This window comes from Mycolicibacterium novocastrense, from assembly GCF_001570485.1.
Taxonomy (GTDB): domain Bacteria; phylum Actinomycetota; class Actinomycetes; order Mycobacteriales; family Mycobacteriaceae; genus Mycobacterium; species Mycobacterium novocastrense.
Map to the genome: position 1 here is coordinate 355,793 of NZ_BCTA01000036.1, position 19,916 is coordinate 375,708.

General features: G+C 67.6%; 20 protein-coding genes and 1 pseudogene. 9 read left to right on the top strand and 12 right to left on the bottom strand.

What is annotated here, in order from left to right; all coding sequences use genetic code 11:
• The first annotated feature begins 204 nt into the window (after positions 1-204).
• A pseudogene (locus RMCN_RS14785) lies at positions 205-2,489 on the top strand (molybdopterin guanine dinucleotide-containing S/N-oxide reductase).
• A 92-nt stretch (positions 2,490-2,581) separates the two neighbouring features.
• Positions 2,582-2,839: a microaggregate-binding protein 1 gene (mbp1, locus tag RMCN_RS14790; RefSeq protein WP_064350931.1), complete on the top strand. Its 258-nt coding sequence runs from the start codon at positions 2,582-2,584 to the stop codon at positions 2,837-2,839.
• A 72-nt stretch (positions 2,840-2,911) separates the two neighbouring features.
• On the opposite strand, the gene hflX is transcribed toward mbp1, so the two are convergent.
• The 5 genes from hflX to RMCN_RS14815 are packed head-to-tail and all read right to left on the bottom strand — an operon-like array spanning position 2,912 to position 7,768.
• On the bottom strand, positions 2,912-4,327 hold the full coding sequence (gene hflX / locus RMCN_RS14795) for a GTPase HflX (protein ID WP_067390412.1): 1,416 nt from the start codon (positions 4,325-4,327) through the stop codon (positions 2,912-2,914).
• 45 nt (positions 4,328-4,372) lie between these two features.
• Positions 4,373-5,245 (bottom strand): diaminopimelate epimerase, encoded by an 873-nt coding sequence (dapF, locus tag RMCN_RS14800; RefSeq protein ID WP_067390415.1) that lies wholly within the window; start codon positions 5,243-5,245, stop codon positions 4,373-4,375.
• Positions 5,246-5,249: 4 nt separating this feature from the next.
• Entirely contained in the window at positions 5,250-6,170 is a 921-nt protein-coding gene (gene miaA, locus RMCN_RS14805) for a tRNA (adenosine(37)-N6)-dimethylallyltransferase MiaA (RefSeq protein ID WP_067390418.1), read from the bottom strand.
• A gap of 16 nt (positions 6,171-6,186) precedes the next feature.
• Positions 6,187-6,873, bottom strand: coding sequence for a class III extradiol ring-cleavage dioxygenase family protein (locus RMCN_RS14810; protein WP_067391158.1), 687 nt, complete (start codon positions 6,871-6,873; stop codon positions 6,187-6,189).
• A 10-nt stretch (positions 6,874-6,883) separates the two neighbouring features.
• A complete protein-coding gene (locus RMCN_RS14815) occupies positions 6,884-7,768 on the bottom strand; it encodes a DMT family transporter (protein ID WP_234787666.1) in 885 nt (294 codons plus the stop codon).
• Between the two features lie 163 nt (positions 7,769-7,931).
• Between RMCN_RS14815 and RMCN_RS14820 the strand changes: the two genes are divergently transcribed.
• Positions 7,932-9,263, top strand: a complete 1,332-nt coding sequence (locus RMCN_RS14820; protein WP_067390420.1) for a DUF349 domain-containing protein — start codon at positions 7,932-7,934, stop codon at positions 9,261-9,263.
• 4 nt (positions 9,264-9,267) lie between these two features.
• Here RMCN_RS14820 and RMCN_RS14825 read toward each other — a convergent pair whose 3' ends face one another.
• Positions 9,268-9,681: a lipoprotein LpqH gene (locus RMCN_RS14825; RefSeq protein ID WP_067390423.1), complete on the bottom strand. Its 414-nt coding sequence runs from the start codon at positions 9,679-9,681 to the stop codon at positions 9,268-9,270.
• A 143-nt stretch (positions 9,682-9,824) separates the two neighbouring features.
• On the opposite strand from RMCN_RS14825, the gene RMCN_RS14830 reads away from it, so the two are divergent.
• Positions 9,825-10,262, top strand: a complete 438-nt coding sequence (locus RMCN_RS14830; protein WP_067390426.1) for a lipoprotein LpqH — start codon at positions 9,825-9,827, stop codon at positions 10,260-10,262.
• On the opposite strand, the gene RMCN_RS14835 is transcribed toward RMCN_RS14830, so the two are convergent.
• The 3 genes from RMCN_RS14835 to RMCN_RS14845 all read right to left on the bottom strand — a co-directional run bounded on the left by RMCN_RS14835 (position 10,259) and on the right by RMCN_RS14845 (position 12,629).
• Positions 10,259-11,338, bottom strand: a complete 1,080-nt coding sequence (locus tag RMCN_RS14835) for a S1C family serine protease (protein ID WP_234787668.1) — start codon at positions 11,336-11,338, stop codon at positions 10,259-10,261. The two genes, RMCN_RS14830 and RMCN_RS14835, sit on opposite strands and share 4 nt — an antisense overlap.
• A 92-nt stretch (positions 11,339-11,430) precedes the next feature.
• A complete protein-coding gene (locus RMCN_RS14840) occupies positions 11,431-11,757 on the bottom strand; it encodes a hypothetical protein (protein WP_231744885.1) in 327 nt (108 codons plus the stop codon).
• Positions 11,758-11,771: 14 nt separating this feature from the next.
• Entirely contained in the window at positions 11,772-12,629 is an 858-nt protein-coding gene (locus tag RMCN_RS14845) for a SigB/SigF/SigG family RNA polymerase sigma factor (RefSeq protein WP_084377410.1), read from the bottom strand.
• Between the two features lie 403 nt (positions 12,630-13,032).
• On the opposite strand from RMCN_RS14845, the gene RMCN_RS14850 reads away from it, so the two are divergent.
• Entirely contained in the window at positions 13,033-13,554 is a 522-nt protein-coding gene (locus RMCN_RS14850) for a copper chaperone PCu(A)C domain-containing protein (RefSeq protein WP_067089976.1), read from the top strand.
• A gap of 29 nt (positions 13,555-13,583) precedes the next feature.
• Here the strand turns inward: RMCN_RS14850 and RMCN_RS14855 are convergent, their stop codons facing one another.
• Positions 13,584-14,180: an Rv2732c family membrane protein gene (locus RMCN_RS14855; RefSeq protein WP_067089981.1), complete on the bottom strand. Its 597-nt coding sequence runs from the start codon at positions 14,178-14,180 to the stop codon at positions 13,584-13,586.
• Positions 14,168-15,721 (bottom strand): tRNA (N6-isopentenyl adenosine(37)-C2)-methylthiotransferase MiaB, encoded by a 1,554-nt coding sequence (miaB, locus tag RMCN_RS14860; protein ID WP_064402434.1) that lies wholly within the window; start codon positions 15,719-15,721, stop codon positions 14,168-14,170. The genes RMCN_RS14855 and miaB overlap by 13 nt, the downstream gene beginning before the upstream one ends.
• A 157-nt stretch (positions 15,722-15,878) precedes the next feature.
• Here miaB and RMCN_RS14865 point away from each other — a divergent pair, with 157 nt between their 5' ends.
• Genes RMCN_RS14865 through RMCN_RS14880 form a run of 4 tightly spaced genes read left to right on the top strand, consistent with a single transcriptional unit; the run spans position 15,879 to position 19,025 of the window.
• Positions 15,879-16,607, top strand: a complete 729-nt coding sequence (locus tag RMCN_RS14865) for an amino acid ABC transporter ATP-binding protein (RefSeq protein WP_064402858.1) — start codon at positions 15,879-15,881, stop codon at positions 16,605-16,607.
• 16 nt (positions 16,608-16,623) lie between these two features.
• Positions 16,624-17,436 carry a glutamate ABC transporter substrate-binding protein gene (locus RMCN_RS14870; protein ID WP_064415888.1) on the top strand — a complete coding sequence of 271 codons (813 nt, stop codon included), beginning with the start codon at positions 16,624-16,626 and terminating at the stop codon, positions 17,434-17,436.
• Between the two features lie 27 nt (positions 17,437-17,463).
• The gene (locus tag RMCN_RS14875; RefSeq protein ID WP_064415889.1) at positions 17,464-18,147 is read left to right on the top strand and encodes an amino acid ABC transporter permease; all 684 of its coding nucleotides are present in this window, start codon (positions 17,464-17,466) and stop codon (positions 18,145-18,147) included.
• On the top strand, positions 18,144-19,025 hold the full coding sequence (locus RMCN_RS14880; RefSeq protein WP_067390429.1) for an amino acid ABC transporter permease: 882 nt from the start codon (positions 18,144-18,146) through the stop codon (positions 19,023-19,025). The genes RMCN_RS14875 and RMCN_RS14880 overlap by 4 nt, the downstream gene beginning before the upstream one ends.
• On the opposite strand, the gene RMCN_RS14885 is transcribed toward RMCN_RS14880, so the two are convergent.
• Entirely contained in the window at positions 19,026-19,847 is an 822-nt protein-coding gene (locus RMCN_RS14885) for a TIGR03560 family F420-dependent LLM class oxidoreductase (protein ID WP_064402441.1), read from the bottom strand.
• Between the last annotated feature and the right edge of the window lie 69 nt (positions 19,848-19,916).

Here is a 19,916-nt window from a genome sequence, read left to right on the forward strand (position 1 = left end):
GTTTGCACGCGCGAGTAGGGAATGGCAGGCATACGCGACTCATTTGGACAGATATTGGTAGCTACCAGGCAATGTCTAGTGCGATCGACGGGACCAACACACGATTGTGGCCGAATTGCCATTCGCTATCCGTGGGCGGCCATGGAGACCCCACCGGTTCGTCGGGCGCACCGGGCCGGCGGCGTCCACACCTAGACTGACGCCATGCCCGCCCCGGTCAGCCTGACGCACTGGGGAGCTTTCGCCGCCGACATGCGAGACGGTGACATCGTCGCCGTCAGCCCATTCGAAGGCGACGCGGATCCGTCACCGCTGCTCGGCATTCTGCCGGGATCCCTTCGGCACCGATCACGGATAACCACGCCTGTCGTACGCCGCGGCTGGTTGCGCGACGGGCCAGGTCCGACCACCCGGCGCGGTAACGACGAATTCATCGCCGTCACATGGGACCAGCTGGCCGACCTGCTCGCCGACGAGCTGCGTCGTGTCGTCGACGCGCACGGTAACTCGGCCATTTTCGGCGGTTCCTACGGCTGGTCGAGCGCGGGGCGTTTTCATCACGCCCAGAGCCAGGTGCACCGCTTTCTGAATCTCCTTGGCGGCTATACCTTTTCCCGTCACTCCTACAGCCTCGGCGCAACAGGAGTGATCATGCCGCGCGTCGTCGGAACACACGACGACCTGTTCAAGCGGTCCACCTCATGGGAGGTCATCGTCGAGCACACCGAACTTCTCGTGTGCTTCGGTGGGCTGGCGCTGAAGAACACGGCGATCAACCACGGTGGGACCACCGCGCATCCGGCCCGAGATGCGTTGCGCCGTTATCGAGCCCGTGGCGGACAGATCGTGTCGTTCTCCCCTCTGCGCGACGACGTCGACGGTGACTGTGAATGGTTCGCGCCCGTGCCCGGCACCGATGTGGCGATCATGCTCGCGCTCGCCTATGTGCTCGCCACCGAGGGACTCGCCGACCGAAACTTCCTGAGCACGTACTGCACCGGCTATGAACGCTTCGAGCGCTATCTCCTCGGAGCCGAGGACGGGGTGCCGAAAACTCCTCGGTGGGCGTCGGCGATCTCGGGCATACCCGCAGACGACATGATCCGCTTGGCCCGGCGAATGTCGCAGCACCGCACGATCGTCACGGTCAGCTGGTCACTGCAACGAACGCGATACGGCGAACAGGCGCCGTGGATGGGCTTGACGCTGGCCGCCATGCTCGGGCAGATCGGCGTTGCGGGTGGCGGATTCGGGCACGGCTACGGCTCGATGAACGAACCCGGCCTGGCGCCGCTGCGTTGCGGATTGCCAAGGCTCCCGCAGGGGATCAACCCGGTGCAGACATTCATTCCGGTGGCCGCCATCAGCGATCTGCTGTTGCGGCCCGGCGACCCGTTCGACTACAACGGCCAACGGCTTGTCTTCCCCGACATCAGATTGGTGTACTGGGCGGGCGGTAACCCGTTTCACCACCACCAGAACATCCCTCGTTGCGGCGGGCGCTCGGTCGTGTCGACACCCTGGTCGTGCACGAACCCTATTGGACCGCAATGGCAAAACACGCCGATATCGTCGTGCCGTCGACGACATCGTTCGAACGCGACGACTACTCGGGGTCCCGCAACGACCCGATGCTGGTGGCAATGCCCAAGCTCGCCGAACCCTTCGCCCAATCACGCGACGACTACGCGACTTTCACCGCGTTGGCCGACCGGCTGGGCTTCGGCGACCAGTTCACCGAGGGTCGTACGCCGCGACAGTGGCTGACCCATCTGTACGACACGTGGGCAGCCGAACTGGATTTCGCCGTTCCCACATTCGACGAATTCTGGAGGAGTGGGCGGCTGCGGTTACCTGTCGAGGACGGCCTCACCCTGCTGGCCGATTTCCGCGCCGATCCGGTCACCCACCGACTCGGCACTCCGAGTGGCTTGATCGAGATCTTCTCCACCGACATCGACGGTTTCGGCTACGCCGACTGTGCCGGGCACCCGAAATGGTATGAGCCTTCCGAATGGCTGGGCGGCCCACGGGCGGTCGACTATCCCCTGCACCTGCTGGCCAATCAGCCGGCGTCTCGGCTGCACGGTCAACTGGACGGCGGAGCGGTCAGCCAGAAGTCGAAAGTTCAGGGGCGCGAGCCTATCCGGATGCATCCGCGGGACGCCGCCGACCGGGGCCTCGCCGACGGTGACGTGGTACGCGTGTTCAACGACCGCGGGGCGTGTCTGGCCGGACTGGTGATCGACGATCGCCTACGGCCCGACGTCGTGCAGCTGTCGACCGGCGCCTGGTTCGACCCCGTCGATCCGGCCGATCCGGATTCGATGTGCGCGCACGGAAATCCGAACGTGCTGACCGACGACGTGGGTACCTCCTCGCTCGCGCACGGTTGCACCGGTGCCCACGTGCTGGTGCAGGTTCAGAAGTACACCGGCGACCTGCCGCCGGTACGGGCACATGAGCCGCCCGCGATCGAGCGACTGTGAGCCTCCTCACCGCCAGAAGTTGTCCGATTAGCGAAACCGCGTTTCGGGTATTGGACGGTCACACCGACCCGATCGGCAAGGAGGAAGCCGCAGTGTCCGACAACAAGAACAGTGGGCCCGAAGAGGCCATCAAGGGTGTCGTCGAGGGCGCCAAGGGCAAGGCCAAAGAGGTGCTAGGCGCCGTCGCCGGTCGCGACGACCTGTACCGCGAGGGCAAGGCACAGCAGGACAAGGCGGACGCTCAGCGCGACGCCGCGCAGAAGGAAGCCGAGGCCGAAAGCGCGCGGGCGGCGGCCAAGACGGCCGAGAAGCGTCAAGAGTCCGAGCAGCGGCCTTCCGACGACCGGTAGTCATTCAGCGAGAGGCGCGGAGGGATCGAACCCTCTGCGCCTCTTGCTGTACGCCCAGGCCTCCGGGGCGGGTCAGAACGTCGCGTACTCGCGTAGGGCCGCCGCCAGTGGAACCGGCACCCGGGCCTTGATCCTTGTTCCCTCGGCGGTGTGCTCGGTGGCATCGACACGCCCCTCGGCGTGCACGCGATTGACCAGATCGCCGCGCTCATAGGGAATGGTCACGTCGACCACCGCGTCGGTGGGTGTGATCAGCTCGGCCATCCGCTGCTGCAAGCGCTCCAGTCCGTCACCGGTGCGCGCTGACACGAATACCGCATCGGGCAGGGCGCGACGCAGCTGCGCCAACGTCAAGGCGTCGGCGGCGTCGATTTTGTTGACCACCAACAGTTCCGGTGCCCTGGCCCCATCGTGGTCGGCGATGACCTCGTTGACCACCGTGCGCACGGCGTTGATCTGAGCGAGCGGGTTCGCATCCGATCCGTCGACGACGTGCACCAGCAGGTCGGCGTCGACGACCTCCTCCAGCGTGGAGCGGAAGGCCTCCACCAGCTGGGTGGGCAGGTGGCGAACGAACCCGACGGTGTCGGTCAGCACGAACGGCCTGCCGTCGGCGAATTCGCCTCGGCGCGTTGTCGGTTCGAGGGTTGCGAACAACGCGTTCTCCACCAGTACGCCCGCACCGGTGAGCGCGTTGAGCAGGCTGGATTTACCGGCGTTGGTGTAGCCCACGATCGCGACCGACGGCACCTCGCTGCGCCGCCTGCCGCTGCGCTGGGTGTCGCGGATCTTCTTCATGTCCTTGATGTCGCGGCGGAGCTTGGCCATCCGCTCGCGGATGCGCCGGCGGTCGGTTTCGATCTTGGTCTCGCCGGGTCCGCGCAGACCCACACCGCCGCCGGCGCCGCCAGCACGGCCACCGGCCTGGCGGGACATCGACTCGCCCCAACCGCGCAACCTGGGCAGCATGTACTCCATCTGCGCCAGGGTCACCTGCGCCTTGCCCTCCCGACTGGTCGCGTGCTGGGCGAAGATGTCGAGGATGAGGGCCGTGCGGTCGATGACCTTGACCTTGACCGCCTTCTCCAGGGCCGTCAGCTGGGCGGGGCTGAGTTCGCCGTCGCAGATGACGGTGTCGGCTCCCGTCGCGAGCACGATCTCGCGAAGTTCGGCGGCCTTGCCCGAGCCGATGTAAGTGGCGGCGTCGGGCTTGTCACGGCGCTGGATGACACCCTCGAGCACTTCCGAGCCCGCGGTTTCGGCGAGCGCGGCCAGTTCGGCCAGGCTGGCCTCGGCGTCGGCGGCACTGCCTTCGGTCCAGACGCCGACCAGCACCACGCGTTCCAGGCGGAGCTGGCGGTACTCGACCTCGGAGACGTCGGTCAGTTCGGTGGACAGACCTGCCACGCGGCGCAGCGCCGTGCGGTCTTCGAGCGCCAGCTCGCCCGCACTCGGGGCGCTGTGAGTAGAAGGATCGGGATATGTCATAGGCGAATAGAGATTCGCACGGAGATCACTTTTCATGCACCCCAATTAACGTTGCGCAACGTCCCACCATTCCTCGGACAGTTCCCCGTGCGCCACCAGAACCGACGGGCCGCGCAAGAAACTGCTGGCCTCGGTGACGGTGACCGAGACTTCGCCGCCCGGAATGCGGACCTCGAGGCTGCCGGTGACGGCGCCGGAGTACGCCAACGCGGCGACGGCGGCGGCGACGGTCCCGGTTCCGCACGACCGCGTCTCGCCGACACCTCGTTCGTGCACACGCATCGTCACCGCGCCGTCCACAGGTGCGGTCAGCACCTCGACGTTGACGCCCTCGGGAAACAGCGCGGTGTCGAAGGACACCGGCGCCCCGACGTCGAGGGCGGACAGCTCCTCGGATGTCAGGTCGGGGTCGACGCAGGCCAGGTGGGGGTTGCCGACGTCGACGGCGAGGCCGGCAAAGGGCCTGCCCCCGATGACCGCCTCCGCGGTGCCCAACTGGTTCACCTTGCCCATCTCGACGGTGACGTCGGCGTTCGTGCCGTCCCAGTGGTGCAACACCACCGGACGCGGACCCGCCAGCGACCCCACCACGAACTCGTCGCGGGTCTCCAGGCCGCTGGCGCGCAAATAGTGCGCGAACACTCGCACCCCGTTGCCGCACATCTGCGCGATCGACCCGTCGGCGTTGCGGTAGTCCATGTACCAGTTCTCGCCGGCGACGCCCTCCGGCAACTGTGCGAACAAACCGGCGCGCTGCGCCGCGTGCGCGGTGGTCACCCGCAGCACACCGTCGGCGCCCAGCCCGCGACGACGGTCACACAGCGCCGCCACCGCCGCCGGCGACAACGTCAGCTCGAAATCGAGGTCGGGCAGCAGCACGAAATCGTTCTGCGTGCCGTGTCCCTTGGCGAACCTCACGTGTTCAGGGTACGTCCCGCCACACCCGCAGCGTCTCCTCCGCCAGGCCCGGGGCGGCGCCGTCCAGCCAGACGATGCGGTGGTCGCGACGGAACCAGGACCGCTGCCGACGTACATAGCGGCGGGTGCCGACGAAGGTCGGCTCACGTGCCGCCGAACCGTCGCCGCCGGCGTCGAGGTCGGTGAGGACCTGTGCGTAGCCCAAGGCCCGCGACGCGGTGACGCCCTCGCGCAGCCCGCATTTCAGCAGCGCGCGCACCTCGTCGATGAGTCCGTCGGCGAACATCTTGTCGGTCCGCTGAGCCAGACGATCATCGAGAAGCGTTGTAGGCCAATCGAGTCCGATGATGACGGTATCCCAGCGCGGTGTGCCGATCGCGGGGAACGACGCGGCGAACGGCCGGCCGGTCAGTTCCACCACCTCGAGCGCGCGCACGATGCGGCGCCCGTCGGTGGGCTGAATGGAGGCGGCGGCGTCGGCGTCCACGCCGGCCAGTTCCTGGTGCAGGGCGGCCGCCCCGATATCGGCGAGCCGCTGCTCCCAGAGTGCGCGCACCGCCGGGTCGGTGGCCGGGAACGTCCAGTTGTCGAGCAGCGACTGGATGTACATCATCGACCCGCCCACGATGACGGGCACCGCGCCGCGTTCGAGAATGGCCTCGATGTCGTGGGCGGCCGACTGCTGGTAGCGGGCCACGCTCGCGGTCTGCGTCACCTCGAGCACATCGAGCTGATGGTGCGGGATCCCGCGACGCTCGTGAACCGTCAGCTTCGCCGTCCCGATGTCCATGCCGCGGTACATCTGCATCGCATCGGCGTTCACAATCTCGGCGCCGATCTCGCCGCTCAATCTCTCGGCCACATCCAACGCCAGCGCCGACTTACCGGTGCCCGTCGGGCCGATGATCGCGATCGGCCGCGTCATCGTGTCGGAGCGCTCATCACGGCTGCCACAGTCCCGCGAAATAGCCGACGCCGTACGGGGCGCCGCGGTACAACTCCTTGGCCGAGCGGGGTCCGGCGCCGACCAGCCCGGCCAGCACCCCGAAGGCGACCCGCCCCACCACCGCCTCGGGCAACCGGGTCAGCGGGGCGGTCTCGCCGGAGGCCAGCGTATCGTCCAACGCGGCTTGTACGGCGATCGAGTCGGGGTCAAAACCACCCGGCGCCGAAGGCGTCAGTGTGTTGGCGCCGTCGGCGACGACGAGCACGCCGATCGGGTCGCCGGCCTCGTCGATCTCGGTGCGCAACCGCTCGCCGTGAGCCAGCGCCGCGTCGACGCCGTGGCCGTGCGCGTAGACCCGTACCTCGGCGGAGGCGTCGCCGCGGGCCGCTCCACGCAACCAGCCGGTGATCAGGGCGCACAGCGGCAACGCGACCGGATCGCCGTCGACCCCCGGGGACAACGCGACCCTGACGTCGACGCCGTAGCCGGCGAACGTGCCGGCCTGATGGTGACCGACGGCCTGATCGCATTCCCCCACCCCGACCGCGACCCAGCGGGACGGAAGTCCGGCCACCGCGGTGAACACCGCCTCGCGCAGGTCGGCCAGCTCCGGCGCGGCAGCTGCGGCGAGTTCGGGCACCATCACCGGTGCCGACGGGACGATCGCGATGGCGCTGAGCACGTCCTCCACGCTAATGCGATGCGGCTTGATCGGCGGTGGCGGCTTCGCCACGGGCCAGCGCGGCCGTCGACACCACCATCACCGCCACCGCGGCGATCAGCGTCAGCCAGCCCTCCTCACCGGGCCGCAGCGTCTCCCCCAGCACGACGACGCCCAATATCGAGGCGACCACCGGTTCGGTCACCGTCATCGTGGGCAGCGACGCGGTCAGCGCCCCGGCGCGGAACGAGGCCTGCTGCCACGCCGTGCCCGCGACCGCCACGACCGCCCAGACGTACAGCTCGGGCGTGCGCAACAGGGCCTCGAGTCCGTCGTCGAGACGGTCGACCACACCCTTGGTCAACACCGCGAATAGTCCCCACAACGCCCCGGACACCAGCGCCAGAAGCACGGCGCTGACGGGTCCCTTCCAGATGTTGGCACCGATCACGCACAACACCAGCGCCGGAACCAGCACCACCAGCACCGCCGTCCAGGTCTCCCACGAGGCCCGCGAGTCCCCCTCGGTCGGGTTTCCGACCGTCACGATCACCGCGACCGACACCGCCAGCAGCGCGGCCCACGTCCACTGCCACGGCGTCACCCGCTGATGCGCGAGCCGGGCGTGGATCGGCAGGGCGAACAGCAGCGATGTCACCAGGATCGCCTGGACAAGGAGCACCGACCCGACGCCGAGCGCCGCGGCCTGCAACACGAACCCGGCGGCGGCCACGAAGCTGCCCAGCCACCACTGACGGTCGCGCAGCAGCCGGGTGAACAGCTCCAGATGCCCGACCGGCTCGTCGGCGACCTCGTGGGCCTGCCGCTGGTGGATCACATCGCCGATCGCCACGAACACAGCGGCGCCGAGGGCCAGGACGACGGCCAGATCCACCTGAGCGCTCATGCCGGCCATCGCCGTCCTTTCGTAGGTTGTCGCGACGAGCCTAGATAGGCCATCGGGGAAAGCTGGGCGCACGCGCCCCGACGACCTGTTTGAATAGCGTTCGGACAGCGATCAGGCGCCGCGTTGCGCGGCAGGTACGCGGTACGCCGCGGAGGGCACGAGGATTACCGACATGACGACCAGCCAGCCAGGGGGCCAGTCCTCCTCGCCGAAACCCGCTCCCCGGCCCGGACCGCCGCGTCCCGGGCCCGTGCCGCGGCCGGGCCGACCAGCGCCGACGGTGGTCGCGCCCCCGGCCAGCGATCCGCACCGTTTCGGCCGCGTCGACCCCGACGGCACCGTGTGGCTGATCACCGGCTCGGGCGAACGGATCATCGGCTCGTGGCAGGCCGGCGACACCGAGGCCGCCTACGCGCACTTCGGCAGGCGCTTCGACGATCTCCAGACCGAGGTCGTGCTGATGGAGAGCCGGCTCGAGTCCGGGACCGGCGACGCCCGCAAGATCAAAGCGGCCGCGCAGTCGCTGGCCGACACCCTGCCGACCGCGCACGTGCTCGGCGACGTCGACGCGATCGCCGAGCGTCTGCAGGCGATCATCAACCACGCCGACGAGACAGCGCAGGCCGAGAAGGCCCGGCGTGAGGAGTTGCGCGCCGCGCAGACCGCCCGCAAGGAGGCCCTGGCCGCCGAAGCCGAGGACATCGCCGCCAACTCCACCCAGTGGAAGGCCGCAGGCGACCGGCTGCGGGAGATCCTCGACGAGTGGCGCACGATCACCGGGCTGGACCGCAAAACCGATGACGCGCTGTGGAGGCGGTATTCGGCGGCGCGCGAACAGTTCAACCGCAGGCGCGGATCGCATTTCGCCGAACTCGACCGGGAACGCGCCGGCGCCCGGCAGGCCAAGGAGGCATTGTGTGAGCGCGCCGAGGGGTTGGCCGACTCGACGGACTGGGGTCCCACCAGCGCGGCGTTCCGCGAACTGCTCAACGAATGGAAGGCCGCGGGCCGCGCGGCCAAGGATGTCGACGACGCGTTGTGGCAGCGGTTCAAGGCGGCCCAGGACAAGTTCTTCGGGGCGCGCAATGCGGCCAGCGCCGAGCGCGACGCGGAGTTTCGCGCCAACGCGGACGCCAAGGAGGCGCTGCTGGCCGAGGCGGAGAAGATCGACACCTCCGATCTGGATGCGGCGCGCGCTGCGCTGCGGGTGATCGGCGACAAGTGGGACGCCATCGGCAAGGTGCCCCGCGAGCGCGGTGCCGATCTGGAACGGCGCCTGCGCGCGATCGAGAAGAAGATCCGCGAGGCGCCGACGCACGGTGTCGATCCCGAGGCCCAGGCGCGGGCCGACCAATTCCGGGTCCGCGCAGAGCAATACGAGCGTCAAGCGGAGAAGGCCGCGGCCGCCGGGCGGGACAAGGACGCCGCGGAGGCGCGCGCCAGCGCCGAGCAGTGGCGGCAGTGGGCGGACGCGGCCGCCGAGGCGCTCGGCAAGACCCGCTGAACGCTCAGCAGTCGGTGGAGATCTCGAACGGCGCGGTGGTGCGTTCGCCCGGATCGTCGTGGAAGAACCCGACCGCCGTGCCGGTGATCGTGAACTTGCCGTCCACCAGGCTGGCTTCGGCCTCACCGGTGGTCTTGTCCCAAAAGCTGCCTGTGAACCCGCCCAGGTTGTTGATCTGCACCGATCGCGCGATGACCGGATCCCCGGTGCGAACCTGGGCGATCAGGCCGGGCGTCTGCTCGAGCGTCTCGAGATTCCACAGCCAGCCCACCTGGGTGCAATCGACGAGGTACCCGCCGGCGTCCTTCCCGTCGATGCTCACGTGGACGAGGTGCTTGGCCAGCAGTTCCGGGCCCGACGCGCATCCCGTCGGGATCATCAGCACGGCTGCTGTTGCAACGGCAAATCGTTTGTCCATGGTGCCGCCTCGATGACTTCCCGGCTACTCGTCTTCGCCGGGCGTTGACATTCGCGTTCCCCACGGAGATTTGCCGTATACCTCCGGCGTATGGCCGGCTGCCATTGCGGGTATCACTTTGACCCGATCCCGAAGGTCCGGTCATGGTCGAAGATGTCAGCGTCGCGCGCACCGCGGCAGCGCTGTTGCTGACCGCAGGGCTCGCCGGCTGCTCTTCCGCACCGCCGGCTTCACCCGACCCCATGGGCGGCACCGCGACGGTGTCCATCAACTCGCATCCCACCGGTGATCGGTACTATGTCAGCTGCGCCAAGGTGAAGTGGCTGCTCACCATCGAAAGCGGGGACACCGACACGGGTTTCACGGCCATCGTCGATACGGACGACGGCCCCGACGCGCAGGTCGTCAAGATCCGCGACCTCGGCGGGTTCACCGGTTCCGCGTGGACGGGTGGCGTCGGTCAACTGCGGGCAACCCGCGACAACGGCCGAATCACGATCAGCGGCACCGGCTACGGGTACTTCGCCGACGACCCTCACCGCCCAGCGACAGCGGCCTTCGACATCACGGCCGGATGCTAGCCCGGTTGCGAGAGTGAGCCCGTGCGCGAACCGATCGTCACCGTCGTTTGTTCACGGTCACCCCCGCGCATGAACACCATCGATTGCTCGGACCCCGGCTGCGTCTGGCGCAAGCCACCCAGTAGGTCCTCGACAGAATGCACCGGCTTGCCGGCGAACTCGACGATCACGTCGCCGGGCCGAAGCCCCGCGAGGGCAGCCGGTGCGCCGGGATCGACGCTTGTCACCAACGCACCGCGGTCGACCTGCACACCCCGCAGCTGCTGGATCGCCGGGGTCAGCCGGCCCAGGGAGATACCGAGGTACGGGTGCGTGGCTTCGCCGTCGGCGAGGAGTTGATTCGCCACGTCGAGCACCGTTGCCGCGGGAATCGCGAACCCCAACGACACCGCGCCCACCGCCGGCGGAATGTACGCCTCGTTGATCCCCACGACCCGTCCCTCGGCGTCGAGCAAGGCGCCGCCGGAGTTACCCGGCGAGATGGGCGCGTCGGTCTGGATCAAATCGACCAACGACTGAGTTTTCGCCGCCGAGTCGGGGATGTCTCGGTGCAGACCCGAGATGACGCCGACGGTCACGGAGTTCTGGAATCCCAGCGGACTCCCGATCGCGACGGCGACCTCGCCGGGCCGGGGCAGATCTTCGCGGAACTGCGGCACCGGCATGTCCTGGCCTTGCGTGCGCACGACGGCCAGGTCGGTCACCTCGTCCGTGCCGACCACGACGCCGGGCGAACGTTCCTCGTCGGCGGTTATGACGGTCACTTCGCGGGCGTCGCCGACGACATGGGCATTGGTCACCACGACGTCGGGGCGTAGCACCACACCGCTGCCGACGCCGCCGTCGCGCTCGACGGTCACCACGCTCGGACTGACGCGTTCCACCAGATCGGCGTAGCCGGTGCGGTCCAGCGCCGAAGGCGGGGAAGCCTCGGTCAACGGCGTCGCTGCCGGAGTCGGAGTCGACGCCGGAGTCGATGTCGACGCGTCCTGTGGGCTGGACTGCAGCGTGCATCCGGCGACCGCGACGAGAGCTGCCGCGGCGGCCGCTCCGACACGAAAATGCCTGCCCTGCAAAGGTTTACCTCCTGAATTCAGTATGCACACGGCACGGATCGGCCGCCGGCGATAAGCAGCGGCTCGGACTGCCGAAGCGGTGCACGGGCCGGCTAGGGGGACCGCTTGGCTCGCTTCCAGCGGGCACCCAGCACGAGCGCGCCGGCGGCAGCAACGACACCGGCGCCCGCCAGCGTGATCGTCCATATCCGCCGATCTTCGAGATTCATCTGACACAGCCGCGTGAAGTCGGTGTCGGCGACCACCCCACCGGGAACCGGGATGTTGGCTGCGCTGCCGTCGTCGTGCGCGCGAGCGGCGGACAGGTCGGGCGCCACGGCGCTGCCGCACTCGATCGTCAGATTCTCGGGTGATGCCGAAACCGGAGTGAACAAGCCCGCGACGCCGACGATCGCCGCGACGACACCAACGAAAAGCACTATCCGAAGCACAATCATGCGCCTGACATACCCATTGCCGCGGATTCCTCGCGGCAGGATTGCCGCAGCCGCTCCAGCGTCGCGCCGAGCAGCCGCGATACCTGTACCTGCGAAATGCCGAGGCGCCGGCCGATTTGGCTCTGCGGCAGGTTCTCACAGAACCGCAGCCGCAGGATCAGCCGTTCACGCTCGGTGAGCGTGCTCACCAGTCCGGCGACGGTCAGCGCGTCCTCGACGCTGCTGTAGCGCGGGTCGTCGAGGCCCTGTCGCGCGGCGGCCGGTTCGGATTTCCCATCACCGGGTGCCGCCGCGTCGAGTGACGACGGTCGGTACGCGACAGCCGCGTCGACCGACTGCACCACCTCGTCTCGGTCGACACCGAGCTCGGCGGCCAGTTCGGTGGCCGTCGGTGCTCGGCCGAGACGCTGTGACATCGGACCGATCGCGGCGCAAACGCGCTGGCGGGTGTCCTTGATCCTGCGGGGCACGTGCATGACCCACGTGTGGTCGCGGAAGTGGCGGCGAACCTCGCCCATGATCGTCGGTACGGCGTAGCCGAGAAACGGCCCCTTGCCTGGGTCGTAGCGGTCGATCGCCTTGATCAGGCCCAGCCGGGCCACCTGCCTCAGGTCGTCGGCCGATTCGCCGCGGCCGGCGAAGCGGCCCGCGATATGGTCGGCCAGCGGCAAACATCTGGTGATGATCTGGCAACGAAGCGAATCCCGTCGCGCCCCCTCCGGCGTGCGGCGCAGCTCGCAACACTGCGGGTGCACGTCGTCGTAGTCGTCTTCGTGAGTCCCCACCGCGCCCGTGCCGCCCGTCGGTTCCACGAAATCGACGCGATTGCCAGCCTCCAGCAGGGCCGATACCATGACAGCCTCCCCTCTCGGTATTGACGTCGGACCGGTCTCGGTATTGACGTCGGACCGGCCCGCCCACCGTTCGGCTGGGCGCTGTCGACCGGCCTGTACGTGCAGACTATCGGCGCAGGAATACCGCAACCTGAAAGGACTCTAATAAGAACCCGTGAACCCGGACTCGCAAATTCAGCAAACAGAAGTAGGCGCAGTGGGCCCGGTGCGCCGGTCGGCTGCCGGACGTATAGGGACGCGGTTCGCGGGCAACTCTTCTCACCATGCAAGCTCTCACCGTTGACCCGACCAAAGCCCAGTCTCTGCGAGTGGAAGACCTCGCCGATCCCACTCCCGGGTCGACTGGCTGTGCCTGCCGCGCTTCGACTCGCCGGGATGCTTTGCCGCGAGATCGGCAACTCAGATGAAGACACTTACCGTTTCACGGCGTCGCGTTGCGGCGGCCGGTTTGGTGACGAGCGTGCTGGTCGCCGGTTGCGGCGGCGATCCGAACATGGACTCGTCGAACCGGGGCGCGGGTTCGGAGACCGAGACGACGTCGGTCGAGAATGCCTTCATCGTGCCGCGCTTCATACCGGGGTCGTGCGCCATTCAGGTCGGCGATGCGGCGGCGCTCACGTTCACGGTGACGAACAACCGGATCACCGAGCCCGAACGCCTGCTCGGCATCGAGACACCCGCCGCCGAGGCGATTCGGCTGTCTCCCGATGCGACGCTGGAGATTCCGCCCGAGACGTCGATCGCCGCCGGCCAACCGATCGAAGACGTCACCGACGGCGCCGCAGACCAACCCTTCACGGCCAGAGTCGAGGGGCTTCGGGAATCGGCGACGCCGGGCAAGTCGGTGGACATGACGTTTCACTTCGACAAGCAGGGCGACCTCGTGATGAAGGTTCCGATCGAGGCCTGTCCCACTCAGAAATAGGCCATTCGGTGCGGCCGCCGAGGGGTAGGTCAGCCGTCGGTCGAGCCGTTGTCGTCGTCGAGGTTCTCGAGCAGACCCTTCTTCTGTTGCTCCGCGGCGGCCCTGCGCCGTTCCTCCTCGGCGGCCAACTGCAGCGCGGTGCGCGCCCACACCGCCCTGGCCCAGTGGAACGTCACCACCGCGACCGCGATCCAGGCGATGATGAGCCCGATTCCGGGACCCGGGTAACGGTCGGGGGCGGTTTGGCGCGACCACACCGCCAACAAACCGAGAAGCGTCGCCACGGTCGAGCCCGCCAGCGCGATCCAGGCCAGCGCCCAGCGCCGGGTGAGCAGCGCGAGCATCGAGAAGCCGACGCCGAATACCAGTACCAGCCAAGCGAATACCCGTAACGGCAGGGTGATTCCCTCGCGGAGCGCGGTTTCGCCGCCGACGAGCACATCCAGACCGCGCGCGTCGCCGGTGTGCGGCAGGATGAACGACACCAGCAGTACGAACACCCCGATGGCGATCACCAGGGCTCGTGCGCCGGGGTCGATCTCGCCCGCGACGCGTCGCTCGGCGGCCTCGATGTCGCCCTTGAACTCCTCGAAACCGTTGTCGCCGGGCGTCGTCACTGTGTGCATCCCGTCGCGGTAGCGGGTGTCGTCGGTGCGCCGATGCCCGGCATGCCCAGGCCCACTCCGGTGCGTGGGCGCCGACCTTCGGCGTGGGCGTCGCCCGCCCGGGTGCGCCGATGGCTGTGCACGGCCGAATCGGCGATCAGATGGTGCGGTGCGGCGCCGGTCACGGTCGTGGTCACGACGTCGCCGGGGCGGATGTCGAGTCGCTCCGGGTTGAAGTGCACCAGGCGGCCGTCGCGGGCACGGCCCGACATTCTGGCCGTCGAGGCGTCCTTGCGGCCCTCCCCGGCAGCCACCAGGACTTCGACGGTGCGGCCGACCAGCGCGCGGTTCTCCTCGAGCGAGATTCTCTCCTGGAGGTCGATCAAACGCTGATAGCGTTCGCTCACAACGGCTTTCGGAATCTGATCGGGTAACTCGGCGGCGGGGGTGCCGGGCCGCTTGGAGTACTGGAAGGTGAACGCGCTGGCGAACCTCGCCTGCTCGACGACATCGAGCGTCGCCTGGAAGTCCTCCTCGGTCTCACCCGGAAAGCCGACGATGAGGTCGGTCGTGATCGCCGCATGCGGTATCGCCGCGCGGACGCGGTCGATGATGCCGAGGTAGCGCTCGGCGCGGTAGGACCGTCGCATCGCGCGCAGGATGTGGTCGGACCCGGACTGCAGCGGCATGTGCAGCGTCGGGCACACATTCGGCGTCTCGGCCATCGCGGCGATGACGTCGTCGGTGAACTCCGCGGGGTGTGGTGAGGTGAACCGCACCCGTTCCAGTCCGTCGATGCGCCCGCAGGCGCGCAGGAGTTTGGCGAACGCGCCGCGGTCCCGCGGCTCTTCGGGGTCGACGAAAGAGACGCCGTAGGCGTTGACGTTCTGGCCGAGCAGCGTGATCTCGAGCACGCCTTGTTCGACGAGCGTCTGCACCTCGGCGAGCACGTCGCCGGGCCGGCGGTCGACCTCCTTGCCGCGCAGCGCGGGCACGATGCAGAACGTGCAGGTGTTGTTGCAGCCCACCGACACCGACACCCAAGCGGCATATGCGGATTCGCGGGCGGCGGGCAGCGCGGACGGGAACTCCTGCAGCGCCTCGACGATCTCGACCTGGGCCGCCTTGTTGTGCCTGGCCCGTTCGAGCAGCGTGGGCAGGGACCCGATGTTGTGTGTGCCGAACACCACGTCGACCCACGGTGCCCGGCGCAGCACGGCGGCCCGGTCTTTCTGCGCCAGGCAGCCGCCGACGGCGATCTGCATATCGGGATTGGCCTGCTTGCGCGGCGCCAGGTGGCTGATGTTGCCGTAGAGCTTGTTGTCGGCGTTCTCGCGCACGGCGCAGGTGTTGAACACGACGACATCGGCGTCCTCGCCCTCGGCGGCGCGTTGGTACCCGGCGCCTTCCAGCAATCCCGCGAGTCGCTCGGAGTCGTGCACGTTCATCTGGCAGCCGTAGGTGCGGACCTGGTACGTGCGGATTGTCGCCGGCGCGCGTGAGGACTCGTCGGTCGCGTGTGGGCGAACGGCCACGTCGGCCGCTCCCTGTCGCGTCACCATCGAAGTCACGGCCCCATGGTACGGACCCGGCGGTGCGCCGACCCGGGCGGATTGACGAGTTCCGGGCAGGCATGCCCTTCCCTCGGTAAGGTCTGCACCCATGAAGACCAGCGAGTCGGACGGAAAAGAGGTCAATCCGACTCAGTCAAGCGTGCCGATGATCTCGATCTCGGATGTCAACAAACACTTCGGCAGCCTGCATGTGCTCAAGGACATCAACCTCGACGTGGAGCGCGGTGAGGTGATCGTGGTGCTCGGTCCGTCGGGCTCGGGCAAGTCGACGTTGTGCCGCACCATCAATCGGCTCGAACCCATCGATTCGGGCACGATCACGATCGACGGTGAAGTGCTTCCCGAGGAGGGACGCAAGCTCGCCGAGTTGCGGTCCGACGTGGGCATGGTGTTCCAGTCCTTCAACCTGTTCGCCCACAAGACGATCCTCGAGAACGTCACTCTGGCTCCGATGAAGGTGCGCAAAAAATCGAAGAACGAGGCCCGCGAGAAGGCGATGCAGCTGCTCGAGCGGGTGGGCATTGCGAATCAGGCCGACAAGTACCCGGCGCAGTTGTCCGGTGGCCAGCAGCAGCGGGTGGCCATCGCGCGATCTTTGGCGATGAACCCGAAGGTGATGCTGTTCGACGAACCGACCAGCGCGCTGGACCCCGAAATGATCAACGAAGTGCTCAACGTCATGACGTCGCTGGCCAAAGACGGGATGACGATGTTGGTCGTGACGCACGAGATGGGTTTTGCCCGGGGCGCGGCCAACCGGGTGGTGTTCATGGCCGACGGCGCAATCGTCGAGGCGGCCGAACCCGACCAGTTCTTCACCAACCCCCAAAGCGACCGTGCCAAAGACTTTCTCGGCAAGATCCTTCACCACTAGTCGAAAGGAATCTCCAATGCCATCGATCTCCAGGCGCGTTCTGGGAGCGCTCGCTCTCGCCGTCGCGCTGCCTCTGTCCGCCACCGCCTGCGGTGGTGGGAGCGACGGCGACACGATCGTCATCGGCACCAAGTTCGACCAGCCCGGGCTCGGAATGAAGAATCCCAACGGCAGCATGAGCGGCTTCGACGTCGACGTGGCGAAGTACGTCGCCCAGCAGCTCGGCTATCCCGAGGACAAGATCGAGTGGAAGGAAGCGCCGTCCGGTCAACGCGAGACGCTGATTCAGAACGGGCAGGTGAAGTACATCGTTGCGACGTACTCGATCACCGAGGCGCGGGAGAAGAAGGTCGATTTCGCCGGACCGTATCTGATCACCGGCCAGAGCCTGTTGGTGCGCGCCGACAACACCGACATCACCGGTGAGGCATCGCTGGAGAACAACAAGAAGCTCTGCTCGGTGTCGGGATCCACACCCGCTCAACGCATCAAGGACAAGTACCCCCGCGTACAACTGCAGCAGTACGACACGTACTCGGCCTGCGTCGAGGCGTTGAAGAACGGCGGCATCGACGCGGTGACGACCGACGAGGTGATCCTGGCCGGCTATGCCGCGCAGAACCCCGGTGCGTTCAAGGTCGTCGGCGGCACCTTCTCCGAGGAGCGCTACGGAATCGGTTTGAAGAAGGGCGATTCCGAGCTCCTGACGAAGATCAACGACGCGCTCGCGAAAATGATTCAGGAAGGCGCCTGGAAGAAGGCCTGGGACGACAACCTCGGGGCGGCGGGGATTCCCGCGCCGCAGCCCCCGCAGATCAACCAGAGCTGACGGACCTCCCCCGCGCTAGGAGGTCATGTGGAGGTTCTCCCCGGCTACACCGTCGGCCAGATCGTCGAGGCGTTCTGGACGACCATCCAGCTGACGGTCTACTCCGGCATCGGCGCGCTGGTGCTCGGCACGGTGCTGGCCGCGATGCGGCTGGCACCGGTGCCGGTGCTGCGTTGGCTCGGAACGACATACGTCAACGTGGTGCGCAATACGCCGCTGACGCTGATCATCCTGTTCTGCTCGTTCGGGTTGGCCGGGACCATGGGGATCACGCTGGTCGACCCGAACTCGCGTACGTCCATCGAAGACAGCAACTTTCGTCTGGCGGTGCTCGGCCTGGCGCTGTACACCGCGGCATTCGTATGTGAGACGGTGCGCTCCGGGGTGAACACCGTGCCGCTGGGCCAGGCCGAGGCGGCGCGGTCGTTGGGGTTGACATTCGGGCAGAATCTGCGGCTCATCCTGATGCCACAGGCTTTTCGAGCCGTGATCATTCCGCTGGGGTCGGTATTGATCGCCTTGACCAAGAACACCACGATCGCCTCGGCGATCGGCGTGGCCGAGGCGGCGTTGCTGATGAAGGAGATGATCGAGAACACAGCGGCGATCCTCACCATCGGTGCGATCTTCGCAGCCGGCTTCGTCGTCCTCACACTGCCGACCGGACTGTTCTTCGGCTGGCTCGGCAAACGGATGGCGGTCAACCGATGAGTTCGGCTTCTGTCCTCTTCGACGCTCCGGGACCGCGGGCGCGGGTTCGTAACTGGTTCGTGGCGGCGATCGTCATCGTCGTCACCGCGCTGGTCCTGGTCGCGGTGCTCGTGCAGATGGCGGCCAAGGATCAGCTCACGGCGGCCAAATGGAAGCCGTTCCTGACGGCCGACCTGTGGAGGACGTACGTACTGCCCGGCGTGCAAGGCACGTTGACCGCCGCGGCGGTGTCGATCGTGCTGGCGCTGATACTCGGTCTGCTGCTCGGTGTGGGCCGACTCTCGACACACGGCCTGCTTCGGTGGCCGTGCGCGGTCATCGTCGAATTCTTCCGTGCCGTACCGGTTCTGATCATGATGCTGTTCGCGTTCGCGCTGTACGCCGCCTACGACATGTTCCCGTCCAGGCATCTGGCGCTCGCCGCGGTCATCACCGGGCTGACGCTCTACAACGGCGCAGTCATCGCCGAGATCGTGCGCGCCGGCGTCCACGCCCTGCCCCGCGGCCAGTCGGAGGCGGCCTATGCCCTCGGCATGACGTGGGGCCAGACGATGCGCTCGATCCTGTTGCCGCAGGCGATCACGTCGATGCTGCCGGTGCTGATCTCGCAACTCGTCGTCGTCCTCAAGGACACCGCGATCGGCTACATCATCACGTTCCTCGAACTCGTGCGCCAGGGCGTGCAGATGGGTACCGCCTACAGCAATCTGCTGCCAGCGCTGATCGTGGTCGCGTTGTTGATCATCACCGTGAACTTCACGCTGTCCTGGGTGGCGACCCGGGTGGAAGCGCGGATGCGGCGTTCGCGTCGTGGTCCGACGCCGCTTGAGACCGAGGCCGTCGAGCAGGAGGGCGCACCTGGCGCTAAAGCCGTGTGATCAGGCCAGTTCCGCGCATCGGGCCAGCAACTCGTCGTCGGGCGGCTGATAGAAGGACAACACGACGTGCTGGCAGCCGAGTCGGCCGTAATCGGCCAGGGAGTCCAGCTGGGCGTCGACCTGATCGGGCTGCTCCGGATGCAGGAACAACTGCACGCCCCGTCGGATCGACGCTGGGTCACGGCTTTCGGCCGCGCACGCCTCGTCGAGACCGTGGCTGGCGGCCGCCCATTCCTGGGGCGAGGTACTCGGCATGTTCCATTCGTCGGCGTGGCGTGCCGCGACGCGCAACATCTTCGGCTGCGACGCGCCAACGACGATCGGCGGATGCGGACGTTGGAGCGGCTTGGGATCGCAGAGCGCCTGCTGCAGCGTGAAGAAACGGCCGATGAAGTCGACCGTCTCCTCGGTCCACAGCCTGCGGATGACCGTCAGCGCCTCGTCGACCATCGCGACCCGCTGTCCCGGCGGCGGAAAGTCGATCCCGTAACCGCGGTGCTCGGCCTCGTGCCAGCCGGCCCCGAGACCGAAGTCCAGTCGCCCGCCGGAGATGTGGTCCACGGTGACGGCCATCTTCGCCAGCACCGCGGGGTTGCGATAGGTGACACCGCTGACCAGGCAGCCCACGCGGGCGCGCCGCACGACGACCGCCATCGCGGCGAGACTGGTCCACCCCTCGTGGGTCGGCGTCGTGGGATCGACCAGGCCGTAGAAGTGGTCGTAGTTCCACACCGCCGGGAATCCGAGGTCGTCGGCGGTCCGCCAGAACCGCTCGAGGACCGGGTAGTCGAAGGTGGGCGCCAGCTTGACGGACAACTGCATGCAAAATGCTTACGCGGTCGGCTATTTCCTTGCAACCGGCCACGCTACGTGCGCCGAGGACTCGACTTC

Coding starts and splice junctions, on each gene's coding strand:
- hflX (WP_067390412.1), bottom strand. CDS start 4,327: ATGACATATCCCGATCCTTCTACTCACAGCGCCCCGAGTGCGGGCGAG.
- RMCN_RS14865 (WP_064402858.1), top strand. CDS start 15,879: ATGATCTCGATCTCGGATGTCAACAAACACTTCGGCAGCCTGCATGTG.
- RMCN_RS14830 (WP_067390426.1), top strand. CDS start 9,825: ATGGTCGAAGATGTCAGCGTCGCGCGCACCGCGGCAGCGCTGTTGCTG.
- RMCN_RS14820 (WP_067390420.1), top strand. CDS start 7,932: ATGACGACCAGCCAGCCAGGGGGCCAGTCCTCCTCGCCGAAACCCGCT.
- miaB (WP_064402434.1), bottom strand. CDS start 15,721: ATGGTGACGCGACAGGGAGCGGCCGACGTGGCCGTTCGCCCACACGCG.
- RMCN_RS14815 (WP_234787666.1), bottom strand. CDS start 7,768: ATGGCCGGCATGAGCGCTCAGGTGGATCTGGCCGTCGTCCTGGCCCTC.
- RMCN_RS14845 (WP_084377410.1), bottom strand. CDS start 12,629: ATGGTATCGGCCCTGCTGGAGGCTGGCAATCGCGTCGATTTCGTGGAA.
- RMCN_RS14850 (WP_067089976.1), top strand. CDS start 13,033: ATGAAGACACTTACCGTTTCACGGCGTCGCGTTGCGGCGGCCGGTTTG.
- RMCN_RS14870 (WP_064415888.1), top strand. CDS start 16,624: ATGCCATCGATCTCCAGGCGCGTTCTGGGAGCGCTCGCTCTCGCCGTC.
- miaA (WP_067390418.1), bottom strand. CDS start 6,170: ATGACGCGGCCGATCGCGATCATCGGCCCGACGGGCACCGGTAAGTCG.
- RMCN_RS14880 (WP_067390429.1), top strand. CDS start 18,144: ATGAGTTCGGCTTCTGTCCTCTTCGACGCTCCGGGACCGCGGGCGCGG.
- RMCN_RS14855 (WP_067089981.1), bottom strand. CDS start 14,180: ATGCACACAGTGACGACGCCCGGCGACAACGGTTTCGAGGAGTTCAAG.
- RMCN_RS14825 (WP_067390423.1), bottom strand. CDS start 9,681: ATGGACAAACGATTTGCCGTTGCAACAGCAGCCGTGCTGATGATCCCG.
- RMCN_RS14885 (WP_064402441.1), bottom strand. CDS start 19,847: ATGCAGTTGTCCGTCAAGCTGGCGCCCACCTTCGACTACCCGGTCCTC.